This window comes from Erythrobacter sp. HI0063, from assembly GCF_001635685.1.
Classification (GTDB): domain Bacteria; phylum Pseudomonadota; class Alphaproteobacteria; order Sphingomonadales; family Sphingomonadaceae; genus Qipengyuania.
On sequence record NZ_LWFF01000193.1, the window covers coordinates 21,647 to 34,420 of the forward strand.

The following is a 12,774-nucleotide window of genomic DNA, read 5'->3' on the forward strand; positions in this document are numbered from 1 at the left end:
GATGCTGATCGAAGACAGACCCTATCGCCAGGTGGGCGAGGCCGGACCGGCCGAATTGATGTGCGTCGCGGATCACGCGTCGAATTTCGTGCCGGACGGTATCGAGCTCGGGATCGATACCAAACTGCTCGATGAGCATATCGCGGTCGATATCGGTGTGAACGGCGTCGCGGATCGGTTGGCGCGGCGGCACCGCATTCCGGCGCATATAGCGACGGTCAGCCGGCTGGTCTGCGATCTCCACCGCAAGGAGGACGAGCCGGCAGTCGTCCCTTCCGAAAGCGACGGGCATCTGATCCCTGGCAATATTGGCGCCAATATCGACCGGCGGCTCGATCTTTATCACCGCCCCTATCACGAGGCGCTCGGCGAGATGATCGACCGGGTTCGCCCGAAACTTCTCTTGGCGGTCCACAGCTTCACGCCCGAACTTGCCACCAGCTCGCAGGAGCGACCCTGGGAGATCGGCCTGCTCTACAATCAGGACGATCGCGCCGCGCGCCACGCTATCCGACTGTTCGGGCAGCAGGGGCTGACGGTCGGCAATAACGAACCCTATTCGGGCAAGCAGCTTAACGCCACGATGGACCGGCATGCCGAAGCGCGCGGGATACCCTACCTCACCCTGGAGATCCGGCAGGATCAGATCGTTACCGAGGCAGGTCAGGCGCGCTGGGCGACGATGATCGCCGATGTGGCGGGCCGGGTGCTGCTCGCGCTTGAGAGTGCATAAGGAAAGCTAGGGCCGCGGCCCCTTGCCACAAGCCGTTCTCCCGGCGAAAGCTTGAACCTCGCACGGATGAAACCCGGTCTATCCCGGATGACGGAGAGTGACATGCCGCAATTCGACAAATCCCGGCTCCCCAGCCGCCACGTCTCGGTCGGCCCCGAGCGCGCGCCGCATCGCTCCTATTACTACGCGATGGGCCTCAGCGAGGAAGAGATCGCGCGGCCCTTCGTTGGCGTGGTGAGCGCGGGCAACGATTCCGCGCCGTGCAACACCACGCTCGATGCGCAGGCCGATGTCTGCCGTCGCGGCGTGGAAGAGGGCGGCGGTATGCCGCGCCGCTTTAACACGATAACCGTGACCGACGGTATCGCGATGGGCCATCAGGGCATGAAGAGCTCGCTCGTCAGCCGCGAAGTGATCGCCGACAGCGTGGAATTGTCGGTACGAGGCCATTGTTACGACGCGCTGGTCGGCTTCGCCGGATGCGACAAGAGCCTGCCCGGCATGATGATGGCGATGCTGCGGCTGAACGTGCCGAGCATCTTCGTCTATGGCGGGTCGATCCTTCCGGGAACCTATGCCGGGCGAGACGTCACGGTGGTCGATGTGTTCGAAGCGGTGGGACAGCATGCCGCCGGCAATTGTCCGCTGAAGGATTTGACTGCGCTCGAAAAGGTCGCCTGCCCGGGCCACGGCGCGTGCGGTGGACAGTTCACGGCGAATACCATGGCGTGCGTCGGGGAAGCGATCGGACTGTCCCTTCCGAACAGCAACATGACGCCTGCTCCTTACAGATCGCGTGAGGAAATTGCGGTTGCTGCGGGCCGTCAGGTGATGGCGCTTGTCGAACGCAATTTGCGCCCGCGCGATGTCTGCACGCGCGCCGCATTCGAAAATGCCGCGCGCGTCGTCGCGGCAACCGGGGGATCCACCAACGCAGCGCTTCACTTGCCCGCAATGGCGCATGAGGCGGGTATCGCATTCGATCTTCACGATGTGGCAGAGATATTCAAATCAACGCCTTACATCGCAGACTTGAAGCCGGGTGGTAAATATGTCGCCAAAGACATGCACGAGGCCGGCGGCGTTTATATGGCGATGAAGACGCTGCTCGATGGCGGCTTCCTCGATCCCGAGCCTCTGACGGTGACCGGCAAGACGCTGGGCGAAAACATCGAAGAGGTTACCTGGAATCCCGATCAAAAGGTCTTCTACGACGTCTCCAACCCACTCACTCCCACCGGCGGTGTCGTCGGCCTGAAGGGCTCGCTCGCGCCCGATGGAGCGATCGTGAAGGTCGCTGGGATGGCCCGCCTGCAATTTACCGGCCCGGCCCGCGTCTTCGAATGCGAGGAGGAAGCATTTGCCGCAGTCGAGGCGCGCGACATCGCCGAAGGCAGCGTGATCGTGATCCGTTACGAAGGGCCCAAGGGCGGTCCGGGCATGCGCGAGATGCTCGCCACCACGGCTGCGCTGTACGGCCAGGGCATGGGCGAGAAGGTCGCGCTGATCACCGATGGACGGTTCAGCGGCGCGACGAGGGGCTTCTGTATCGGCCATGTCGGGCCCGAAGCGGCCGAGGGCGGCCCGATCGCGCTGGTAGAAGATGGCGATACCATCGCAATCGACGCCGAAGCGGGGACGATCGACCTTCTGGTCGACAAGGCCGTGCTGGACGAACGCCGTCTGGCGTGGCAGCCGCGCGAGCATGATTATCAGTCCGGAGCCTTGTGGCGGTACGCCCAGAATGTCGGCCCTGCGCACGAAGGCGCCGTCACCCATCCCGGTGCGGCGCGCGAAACGCATATGTTTGCCGATATCTAGCCTGCTCTTGCTGGCGGCCTGTTCCGGCGGGCCAGTACAGGAACAGGCGGAAGAGGGCGCGGTTCGCGTGGACTGCGCGGTGACACCCGGCAGCGACTTCGCGCCGGACTGCCTCGTCGAGCTGGACGGCGACACGCTTGTGATCCGCCATCCCGACGGGAGTTTCCGGCGTCTGGTCCGCGATGGCGATGGCTTCGCGTCGGCTGACGGGGCTGCCGAGCCTGTCATGGGAGGCGCAGACGACAGGATCGAATTCACTGTCGATAGCGCGCGCTACCGCTGGCAGAAGGGGCAGCTCGATGGGCGATAATGCAGTTCTCTCGGTCGAACGGATGCGCGCGATCGAGCAGGCGGCGATGCGGGATGGCGTCGACGAATGGGAGCTCATGCAGCGCGCGGGCAGGGGTGCTGCCGATTGGGTCGCTCGCATGGCTGCGGGACGATCCGTTGCAGTCTTGTGTGGTCCTGGCAACAATGGCGGCGATGGCTATGTTATCGCAGAGGAATTGCGACTGCGAGGTCATGACGTCACGGTTGTTGCGCCTGTCGAGCCGAAGGGGGCGACGGCCCGGAAGGCGCGGACGAATTTCGCTGGATCGACCGCGGAATCGGGCGATCTGGATCGATCCGTGATAGTCGATTGTCTGTTCGGATACGGGCTGGACCGCCCTGTCGAAGGAGCGTTCGCGGCGCTTCTCGAGGCGCTGTGCCGCAGCGACGCCTACAAGATCGCCATCGATGTTCCCAGCGCGGTCGCCAGCGACAGCGGAGAAGCGATGGGGCCGGTGCCGCAATACGATCTGACGCTGGCCCTCGGCGCCTGGAAGCGCGCGCATTTTCTGATGCCGGCTACGGCGAAAATGGGTGCGAAGCGTCTTGTGCCGATCGGATTGGAGATCGCGACGGCGATATCCTCGGCTTCCAAGCGCCCGAATCTCGCTGCGCCGCAGCCCGACAGCCACAAATACCGCCGCGGGCTTCTGGCTGTGGTGGCCGGGGCGATGCCGGGCGCGCCGCTGCTTGCCGCGAAGGCGGCGATGCGAGCCGGGGCCGGTTACACCAAGCTGCTGAGCGAGCACTCACACCCCGACGCGCCAGCCGAGCTGGTGATCGAGGGCGATGCTTTCGATCAGGCCTTGGCGGATGACCGGATCGATACCGTTCTCATCGGACCGGGGCTAGGGCGCGAAGAAGCCGCGTCGCGAAAGCTGACAGCGGTTCTGAACGCGGGCAAACCGAGTGTCCTCGATGCCGATGCGCTGTATCTCTTGACGCCCGATCGACTTGACCCGCAGACGAACCCTACCTTGATCCTGACGCCCCATGAGGGGGAATTATCCAGTCTTTGCAGCAGCTTCGACATCTCAGTCGATAATAAGCTCGATAGAGCTTCAACTCTTGCTGAGGTCACAAGCGCGTTTGTTTTGGCCAAGGGGCCGGACACCGTGCTCGCCTCCCCCGATGGGCGGACAGTCTTTTTCCCGCGCGGCTCGAGCTGGCTTTCGACGGCGGGGACCGGGGATGTGCTGGCAGGTCTGATCGCCAGTCGGTTGGCGCATCACGGTGATGGAATGCGGGCCGCGCAGGAGGGCGTCTGGTTGCATCATGAAGCGGCGCGCCTCGCCGGACCGGGCTTCACGGCAGGCGATCTGGCCGAGACGGTGCATCTGGCCTTGGCGGCGCTTTCGTGACCGGTTCGCCGATTATCCGCATCGCTGCCAAAGGCGATGGCGTCGCAGAAGATGGGCGTCATGTCTCTGGCGCCGTTCCTGGCGACACGATGTTGCCGGATGGTACTCTGGAACCCGGTCCACACCGCGCGACGCCGCCCTGCCGCCATTTCGCGCGCTGCGGGGGCTGCCAGTTGCAGCATGCGGACGATGCCGCGCTGCTCCAATTCGTCACCGATCGTGTGACGTCTGCCGCCGCTTCGCAGGACATTTCGGTCTGCGAGGTTCTGGAGACGCATCTCTCGCCGCCGCAGAGCCGCCGCCGTGCGACGCTCCACGGATTGAAGGCAGGGGGGAAATTCCTGCTCGGATTTCGGGAGGGAGGATCGCATCGCATCGTCGATATTGCCGAGTGCCCGATCCTGCGACTCGAACTGTTCGCGCTCGTGCCTCGCTTGCGGACTATGCTTGCGCGGATCGCGAGCAAGGCGCCGGTCGATGTCGCGCTGACGCTGACGGACCAGGGCGTGGATTGTACGCTGAGCGGTGTGACGCTCGACGGATTGGGGCCGACCGAGGCCTTGCTCGACTTCGCGCGGGATCACGGGCTGGCGCGGCTTTCGCTCGATCAGGGGTATGGAGGCGAGACCTTGTGGGAGCCTGAGCCGGTCACCGTGACGCTGGGCGGCGTCGCGGTCGGTTTTCCGGAACAGAGCTTTCTCCAGCCGACAGAGGATGGAGAAGCCGTTCTGGCGGCGGATGCGCGCGCTTTTACGGATGGAGCCGGTACAATCGCCGATCTGTTTTCGGGCCTCGGCACGTTCGCCTTTGCGCTATCGGGAGCGGCGAAGGTCCTGGCAGTCGAAGCGGCGCGGGATGCGCATCTGGCTTGCAAGAGCGCTGCAAACGCGCAGCGACTGCCGGTCCACGCCCTGCATCGCGATCTTTTCCGCAATCCGCTGCAGCCGGAGGAGATTTCCCGGTTCGACGCCATTCTTCTCGATCCTCCCCGCGCCGGTGCCCGCGAGCAGATCGCGGCCGTCGCGAACAGCGAGGCGAAGCGGGTGGTTTACATCAGCTGTAATCCCGCCAGCTGGGCGCGGGATGCCAAGACGCTGATCGACGCGGGATTTCGCCTTGAGAAATTGCGGCCTGTCGGTCAGTTCCGCTGGTCGACCCATGTCGAGCTGACCAGCCTGTTTGCGCGTTGATCTAAACGTCAACCAAGGTCGAGATTTGGGTGTTCTTACACTGTAAAATATACGGAAATCAGCGCGGCTGAGCCAACGCTTCCAACAGCCGCTCTTCTAGCCAGGCGCGGGCATGCGGCTCGACATAAGCGTGCCCGGCGCGCGGACAGCGTGCGATGCGGGTATCGGCGGTGTCCCAATTCTCGATGAAGACCTGCGCGGTCCGGTCGGCTTCTGCGAGGAGGATGCGGACTGGCCCTTCGAAACTGGAGAGACCGCTGCGCATGTCCCCGGCGAGCGTGCTGGGTGCCGCTTTCGGCCCGGCGGCCCGGGCGATACCGCGCAAAAGCTTGCGGTAATCGACCCCGCCGGACAGCAGGCGAGCGATTTCGCGCGGGTTCTTGAGTTTGGCGAGATAGCGCGCGCGGATCGCGCTGGCGGGCGGAGTCGCGTCGGATTCGCCATCTTCTTCCGCGTCCTCGATCGTCCAAGGGTTGGACAGGACCAGCGCATCGCAGCCCCCGCCGCCTGCCAGCATCAGCGCGCTCGCCGCGTCGCAATTGCCGAAACCGACCACGCGCGTGATGTGCGGTGCCGCGTCGCGAAATGCGGTGAGGGCGGCGGCGATATCCGCCCCCTCGTCGCGAAAGCCGCGGTTCGTGCCTTCGCTATCGCCGATCCCGCGGCGATCGAACCGGAAGACCGGATATCCTCTTCCGGCAAGCGACGCCGCGAACGCGGCCTGACCCGAAAACGCGCCGCTGCGAATCTCGTTGCCGCCCGTCACGAGCAGGAGGCCGGTCTCGCTTACGGCGTCGTCGAGCGTGGCGGCCAGCCGGTCGCCTTCGCACAGAAAATTGAGGTGGCGGCGCGTCATGCTGCCAGCTCCTTCGCGAGCATCGCAGCCAGAGCGTCCGCCCGATCGCTGTCTTCACTGGGTTCGGCGCGCAGCCACAGAGGCGACCCGCCCAAAGCGGCCTGGTCGATGGTTTGCAGACGAGGATCGGCAGGTATCTCGGCCTGTTCGAGCTCCGAGATCATGGCGGGCGACAAATGCCATCCGGCAAGCTCCAGCCCTTCGCTGCGCCCCGTTTCCAGCAAGGTTTCGACCTTTTCCTCGCGGCCCGCTTCGCGTGCGGCTATCGTGCGCGCTCGCAACAGCGCGCGCAGGATCTGGCGGCCTTTCGACGGCGCGTAGAGAAAGCCCGGCAATGCGGGTGGCACCATCAGCGCACCGCCGCGAATGGCGAGGATATGCGTCGCCTGGAAGCGATCCGCCGCTTCGGCGGCAGCGGCCCGCCAGTCTGTCAGCGATTGGTTTTCGAGTGGCGCCGGGCTTTCGTTGCAGCCGGGCAGATCGGGCAGCACGCTGTCGATCCCCGTCCGATAGAGCCGTCGCATCACCTCGACGATCTGTCGCCGCAGCTTGTTATGTTCGTCGAACAGCGGGGGCAGGATCAGCAGGCGCGCCGTGCGCCCCATGTCGAAGGTGAGCGCCAATTCCCGGCTGTGCTCGCCTGCGCCATCCGGCGCGTTCCAGCTGGCGTACACGCGCGCCGGGCTCAGCTCTCGATGGCTTTCGCCTCGGCGAAGGCGAGGAGGCCGCCATAGGTTTCGAGCATTTCCCCGTCGACGTCGTCGTCCTCGATCACGATGTCGAGGCGATCTTCCATCTCGGTGAGAAGACCCGCAACCGCCATGGAATCGAGTTCGGGCAAGTGGCCGAACAGGCCCGTTTCGGCATCGAAGCGCTCCACCCGGTCCTGGTCGAGGCCGAGCACGTCGCGCAGGATTGCGCGCAGGGTGGCATCCACTTCGCTGCGGCTCGGACCGGTCGCATCGGTCTGCAGCGCGTCGGTCTGGACAGCTTGGGTCCGGCTTGCGGTCATGGCGAAATCATCCCCTGGTAATACGCGGCATCGCGCTTAACCGTGCGTTCGGCGCGAAGCAAGCCGACCCGCAAGTGTGTTGGTCAGCAGGCCCCAACCCTTCTCCACCGCCTTGGCGGCAAGAAGTGCGGCCCCGCGCGGCTGACGCCAGTCGATGCAGGTGAGGGCGTAGCGCGGACGTTCGGTATCCATCCAGTCGCGTTTGTAACTATCGCTGCCCGTGCCGAAATCGACCAGATCGACACCATCGCGATCGATGACATGTTCGAACAGGGCCGCGCTCAGCGTGGTTCCTGCGGACAGGTGCCTGTGTTCGGAATCGTAGGCGAGCTTGTGAATATAGGCGGTGCCGCCCTCCACGCTCCAGAACTGCGCGGCCACCGGCTCGCCCTGATGGCGCGCGATCCCCATCCTGAGCCGGCCCGCCGCCCCTTCGGCCCGCGCGAACGCTTCCAGAAGCGCGGCGTCCCGTTCCTCGCTCTTCCAGCTGCGCGCATAGATGGCGCGATAGGCTTCCCAGTCTTCGGGTACGAATTCGGTTGCGATCGAGACTTCGACTTTCCCGGCCTTGCGCTTCAGAGTCGAGCGCATTTGGCCCGACCGATCTGCCCAATAATCGGTGAAGCTGCGCCCCTTCACATCGAGCACATGATTGGTGTCGCAGACCGAAAGATGTGCGATCCAACCGGCTTTTCTAAAAGCGCGCGCAAGCCGATCGGCGCTGCCATCTTCGCCCGGCAGACATTCCAGCGCCACCCAATGCGTGCGGGTCTTGAGATCGCGGGCGATATTGGTCAGCAAAGCGTCACCCAAGGGGCCGTCGGGCGCGAGCGGACGCCAAGTGAAGGCGAAGAAATGATGCAGGCTTTCGAGCCTTCGTCCCGTCCGGCTGAGCGGCAAGGCGGCTATGCCGATATCCCCTTCCGTCATCGCGAAAAGGGGGGCGCTACCGTCTTCGAAGCAGTCTTCCAGCAATCGATACCATTCGGTCCGATCGAACGGCCCGACTGCGAACCGATCCATGGCCTGGGAGTGGGGGACTTGCAGTTTGCTAACACTCTCGTGATAGCAGACGCTGGCATGGGGCGCCGCCGAAGCGGTTTCTTCCCATGACGCCACCGAAGAATGCATTGCCGTCAAACCGTCCTCCAGGAGCACTCATGCCGATCGCGCCAGACCCGGTTCCGTATCCGCTCGACCATCTGGTCGAGCGCGGCGAAGACGAAGCACCGGCGCTCATACTGCGTGACCGGCGGTTTAGCTATCGAGAGTTAAGAGCGCGTATAGCATCCCTTGCCGGGTGGCTGACGGAGCAATTGCCGCAAGGCGCTCGGGTGGCGAGCTGGGCGGCAAAGGGAGAAACCACCTGCCTGCTTCCGCTGGCGGCGGCGCGCGCCGGGTTGGTGCATGTGCCGATCAATCCGCTGCTGAAGCGGGCACAGGTCGCGCATATCCTGGCCGATAGCGGTGCCGGAATGCTGATCGGAACCCGCGCGCGGCTTGCCACGCTGGAGCCGGGTGATGCGCCGGGCGACTGCCGCTTGCTGGACGAGGAGGAATGCTGGCACGAGGCCGATGCGCTGAGCGCCGATCTCGGCCCATCCTCGCGCGATCCGCTCGATCTGGCCGCGATCCTCTATACCAGCGGTTCGACCGGCAAGCCCAAAGGCGTGATGCTGAGCCATGCGAATATGTGGCTGGGTGCGGTCAGCGTGGCGAATTACCTCGGCATGGAAGCGGACGATATCACGCTCGCGGTCTTGCCACTGAGTTTCGATTACGGCCAGAACCAATTGTTTTCCAGTTGGATTGTCGGCGCAGCCGTGGTGCCGCTCGATTACCTTTTCCCGCGCGATGTCGCCAAAGCCTGCGCCCGGCACGGCGTCACGACGCTGGCTGCCGTGCCGCCATTATGGGTTCAATTGACCGAGATCGAATGGCCGGGCGGATCGGCGGACACGCTGCGGCGATTGACCAATAGCGGCGGCGCGCTGACCCGCGAACTGGTCGGCGATCTCAGAAAGCGGTTCCCGCAGGCGCGGCTGTTCCCGATGTACGGGCTGACCGAAGCGTTCCGCTCGACCTATCTCGATCCGAATCTCGTGGACAGCCATCCCACGTCGATGGGCCGCGCGATTCCCTTTGCCGAAATTCTCGTCGTGACCGACGAAGGCGCGCTGGCCGCGCCGCAGGAGGAGGGCGAGCTTGTCCATTGCGGGCCGCTGGTGGCGCAAGGCTATTGGCAGGACGAGGCGCGCACTGCCGAGCGCTTCAGACCGGCACCCAAGGACAGCGAATATGGCGGCATGGCGGTCTATTCGGGCGACCGTGTGCGCCGGGATGCGGACGGATTGCTGTATTTCGTCGGGCGCCGCGATGCGATGATCAAGAGCGCGGGCAATCGCATCAGCCCGCAGGAGCTGGAAGACGCCGCGCGCGCCACCGATCTCGTCAGCGAAGCGGTGGCTCTGGGCGTGCCCGACGAACGGCTGGGTCAGGCGGTCCATCTGGTGGTGCGGGGCGATGCGGGGCGCGACGCCGACCTCAAAGCGGCGCTGGCGAAGGAGCTTCCGAATTTCATGCAACCGCAGAGGATCCACTGGCGCGAGACGCTGCCGGTGAACCCGAACGGAAAGCTCGATAGAACTTTAATTTCACAACAGATAATGGCGGAGATCCGCGCATGAGCGAGACGGGAAAACCGGTCGGACCCATCCCGGCGGGGTACGAGACGCGCGATGGCGAATTGGCCGTGGACGGTGAAACGGCCTCGCAACTGGTCGAGCGGGCGGGGCGAACGCCGCTCTTCGTCTATTCGAGCGCGATGATGTCGCGCCGCGTCGCCGATCTGCGCGCGGCCATGCCCGAGCGGCTGAAAATCAATTACGCCATCAAGGCCAACAGCTTCGCGCCCGTGCTGGCACATATGGCCGGTCTGGTCGACGGGCTCGACATCGCGTCGGGCGGCGAGCTGGACATGGTGCGAGAGGCCGGGATCGACTGCGCGCGCGTCAGCTTCGCCGGGCCGGGCAAGCGCGACAGCGAGCTGGAAAAAGCCATTCTGCATGGCGCGACGCTCAATCTGGAAAGCGAGGGCGAGGCGGAGCGCGCGCTCGCCATTGCCGAGCGGACGGGCAAGACGCCGCGCCTCGCGGTTCGGGTCAATCCCGATTTCGAGCTCAAGGGATCGGGCATGAAGATGGGCGGCGGGGCCAAGCCGTTCGGCGTCGATGCCGAGCGCGTGCCTGCGCTTGCGCGCCATATCGTCGACGCAGGGGCTGAATGGAGGGGCCTGCATATCTTCACCGGCAGCCAGGCGCTCGACGCCGAAGCGGTCGTGGACGCGCAGGCCAATGTCCTCGATCTGGCGCATCGGATCGTTGAAAAGGCTGGTGTTTCCCTACCCAAACTCAACATGGGTGGAGGTTTAGGGATCCCCTATTTCCCCGGCGATGCGCCGATCGATACGGCCCGTATCGGCGCCGCGCTGGAGGAGCGCTTTGCAGCTCTGCCCGATGCGATGGCTGATACGGACTTCTTCATCGAACTCGGTCGCTATCTGGTCGGAGAGGCCGGGGTCTATTTGACCCGGATCGTCGATCGCAAGACGAGCCATGGGGAGACCTATCTGGTGACCGACGGAGGCCTTCATCACCAGCTCGCCGCCTCGGGCAATTTCGGCACGGTCGTGCGGCGCAATTACCCGGTCGCGATCGCCACGCGCTTCGCCGAGGAGAAGGCCGAAATCGCCAATGTCGTCGGCTGCCTGTGCACGCCGCTCGACCGGTTGGCGGACAAGGCCCACCTGCCGCATGCCGTGCCGGGCGACATCGTCGCAGTGTTCTGCGCCGGAGCTTATGGCGCCAGCGCTTCGCCCAGCGCGTTTCTGGGACAGGGACCGGCTGCCGAAATCATGCTCTAAGTGCCTGTCCCGATCTGGGACGATGGGTTCACAACCGCCGCAATCGCGCGCATTCTCGGGTGTGGATAACCGTCTGTTCACCTTTCTACTGCATTAAGCGCGGTGGAAATCGACAGCGGTGGCGGCGTGTTTTGAGCGCGCGTGCCATCGCTCACGCTATTGTCAGGACTTACCTTTATGCGTTTCAATCGCTTGTCTGCCGTGATCGCGACATGCTGTGCGGCGATGCTGAGCCTTTCGGGCTGCGCTTCGTCGAGCGCGGGCGGCGAGCTTCCGCCCGCCACCTTCGTCGCCTTGCAGGAGGGGCCGGGCGAGGATTACGTGATCGGTCCACTCGACAATCTCACGATCCACGTCTGGCGCAATCCGGAGCTGGGCGCGGAGAAGATCCAGGTGCGGCCCGACGGGCGCATCACCATCCCGCTGGTCAAGGATATGCCCGCCGTCGGCAAGACGCCTTCCATGCTGGAAGAGGACATCCGCCTCCAGCTCAGCCAGTATATCGAGGATCCGCTGGTCAGCGTGATCGTCAACGAATTTGCAGGCACGTTCAGCCAGCAGGTCCGCATCGTCGGCGCCACGGAAAAGCCTGCCTCGCTTCCCTATCGCGCGAATATGACCGTGCTCGACGCGATGATCGCGGTGGGCGGGCTCAACGAATATGCGGCGGGCAATCGCGCCAAGCTGATCCGGTTCGACAAGCAAACGGGTCGCCAGCGCGAATACGATCTGCGCCTGACCGACCTGCTGCGGCGCGGCGACAGCGATGCGAACGTCATGCTCAATCCGGGCGATGTGATCATCATCCCCGAATCGGTCTTCTGAGGATCCGTCCGCGATGAACGAAGTCTTCGAGGAATTGCGCGCAGCGTTGCATCAGGTGTGGAACCGCCGCTGGCTGGCGCTGGCGGTGGCCTGGGGCGTCTGCGTCCTCGGCTGGTTTGTCGTCGCTATGATCCCCAACAGCTATATGAGCCAGGCGCGGCTTTACGTGCAGCTCGACGATGTGCTGTCCGAACAGCTCGATATCTCGGGCGACGGCAGGCAGGAGATGACCCGTGTGCGCCAGACGCTGGCGAGCAAGGTCAATCTTGAAAAGGTCATTCGCGGAACGCGGCTGGGCGAAGATATCGCGACCGACGGCGAAATGCAGGGCGCGATCGACGATCTGACCAAGGCCGTGACGATCAAGAGCGAGCAGGACAATCTGGTCGAGATCGCCGCGACCATCGGCAAGAGCGATCTTAGCGATGCGGAAAACGCCGGGTATCCGGAATTTCTGGTTGATAAAATGCCAAAGATGTAAAGAAGAAAATCTTTCTCAGCGGATTATCTGATTGATCCTCTTCAGCCTACTCTACTGCCAATTTTCTGTTTCCACCTTCGCCTGAGTCTTCATAGCGATGCTGACTAGGGAGGACAGCGAGAGCTGGGCAAGCGTCAAAGCGGTTCTGGTTCATGCGCAATCCGAACACCTGCACAACATTCCTCTTGTAAGAAACCGATCAAATTCTCTAGGTGCCCATACTCGGGTATACAGACAATCGTG

Annotated in this window: 13 protein-coding genes and 1 pseudogene; 9 read left to right on the forward strand and 5 right to left on the reverse strand. The window is 64.1% G+C overall.

Annotation, left to right across the window (positions count from 1 at the left end; translation table 11 throughout):
- Position 1: 1 nt before the first annotated feature.
- The 5 genes from A3736_RS06485 (at position 2) to A3736_RS06505 (ending at position 5,435) form a co-directional block, all read left to right on the forward strand.
- The gene (locus A3736_RS06485) at positions 2-733 is read left to right on the forward strand and encodes an N-formylglutamate amidohydrolase (RefSeq protein ID WP_067680677.1); all 732 of its coding nucleotides are present in this window, start codon (positions 2-4) and stop codon (positions 731-733) included.
- 102 nt (positions 734-835) lie between these two features.
- Positions 836-2,554 carry a dihydroxy-acid dehydratase gene (gene ilvD / locus A3736_RS06490; protein WP_369815433.1) on the forward strand — a complete coding sequence of 573 codons (1,719 nt, stop codon included), beginning with the start codon at positions 836-838 and terminating at the stop codon, positions 2,552-2,554.
- Entirely contained in the window at positions 2,541-2,864 is a 324-nt protein-coding gene (locus A3736_RS06495) for a hypothetical protein (protein WP_156502019.1), read from the forward strand. Before ilvD ends, A3736_RS06495 begins: the two co-directional genes overlap by 14 nt.
- On the forward strand, positions 2,854-4,245 hold the full coding sequence (locus A3736_RS06500) for a bifunctional ADP-dependent NAD(P)H-hydrate dehydratase/NAD(P)H-hydrate epimerase (protein WP_067680632.1): 1,392 nt from the start codon (positions 2,854-2,856) through the stop codon (positions 4,243-4,245). Before A3736_RS06495 ends, A3736_RS06500 begins: the two co-directional genes overlap by 11 nt.
- A complete protein-coding gene (locus A3736_RS06505; protein ID WP_067680640.1) occupies positions 4,242-5,435 on the forward strand; it encodes a class I SAM-dependent RNA methyltransferase in 1,194 nt (397 codons plus the stop codon). The genes A3736_RS06500 and A3736_RS06505 overlap by 4 nt, the downstream gene beginning before the upstream one ends.
- A gap of 58 nt (positions 5,436-5,493) precedes the next feature.
- On the opposite strand, the gene A3736_RS06510 is transcribed toward A3736_RS06505, so the two are convergent.
- The 4 genes from A3736_RS06510 to A3736_RS17885 are packed head-to-tail and all read right to left on the reverse strand — an operon-like array spanning position 5,494 to position 8,434.
- The gene (locus A3736_RS06510; protein WP_067680643.1) at positions 5,494-6,291 is read right to left on the reverse strand and encodes a hydrolase 1, exosortase A system-associated; all 798 of its coding nucleotides are present in this window, start codon (positions 6,289-6,291) and stop codon (positions 5,494-5,496) included.
- A complete protein-coding gene (locus A3736_RS06515; protein ID WP_067680646.1) occupies positions 6,288-6,965 on the reverse strand; it encodes a hypothetical protein in 678 nt (225 codons plus the stop codon). The genes A3736_RS06510 and A3736_RS06515 overlap by 4 nt, the downstream gene beginning before the upstream one ends.
- An 11-nt stretch (positions 6,966-6,976) precedes the next feature.
- The gene (locus A3736_RS06520) at positions 6,977-7,303 is read right to left on the reverse strand and encodes a phosphopantetheine-binding protein (RefSeq protein WP_082851350.1); all 327 of its coding nucleotides are present in this window, start codon (positions 7,301-7,303) and stop codon (positions 6,977-6,979) included.
- A 36-nt stretch (positions 7,304-7,339) separates the two neighbouring features.
- Positions 7,340-8,434: a GNAT family N-acetyltransferase gene (locus tag A3736_RS17885; protein WP_067680683.1), complete on the reverse strand. Its 1,095-nt coding sequence runs from the start codon at positions 8,432-8,434 to the stop codon at positions 7,340-7,342.
- 29 nt (positions 8,435-8,463) lie between these two features.
- Here A3736_RS17885 and A3736_RS06530 point away from each other — a divergent pair, with 29 nt between their 5' ends.
- The 4 genes from A3736_RS06530 (at position 8,464) to A3736_RS06545 (ending at position 12,531) form a co-directional block, all read left to right on the forward strand.
- Positions 8,464-9,990, forward strand: coding sequence for an acyl-CoA ligase (AMP-forming), exosortase A system-associated (locus A3736_RS06530; protein WP_067680649.1), 1,527 nt, complete (start codon positions 8,464-8,466; stop codon positions 9,988-9,990).
- Positions 9,987-11,225: a pyridoxal-dependent decarboxylase, exosortase A system-associated gene (locus A3736_RS06535; RefSeq protein ID WP_067680652.1), complete on the forward strand. Its 1,239-nt coding sequence runs from the start codon at positions 9,987-9,989 to the stop codon at positions 11,223-11,225. Before A3736_RS06530 ends, A3736_RS06535 begins: the two co-directional genes overlap by 4 nt.
- Before the next feature lie 177 nt (positions 11,226-11,402).
- Positions 11,403-12,050, forward strand: coding sequence for an XrtA/PEP-CTERM system exopolysaccharide export protein (locus tag A3736_RS06540; RefSeq protein ID WP_067680655.1), 648 nt, complete (start codon positions 11,403-11,405; stop codon positions 12,048-12,050).
- Between the two features lie 13 nt (positions 12,051-12,063).
- Positions 12,064-12,531, forward strand: coding sequence for a Wzz/FepE/Etk N-terminal domain-containing protein (locus A3736_RS06545; RefSeq protein ID WP_067680658.1), 468 nt, complete (start codon positions 12,064-12,066; stop codon positions 12,529-12,531).
- Between the two features lie 134 nt (positions 12,532-12,665).
- On the opposite strand, the pseudogene A3736_RS18255 reads toward A3736_RS06545, so the two are convergent.
- Positions 12,666-12,774: pseudogene (locus tag A3736_RS18255) on the reverse strand (transcriptional regulator); the annotation flags it as partial.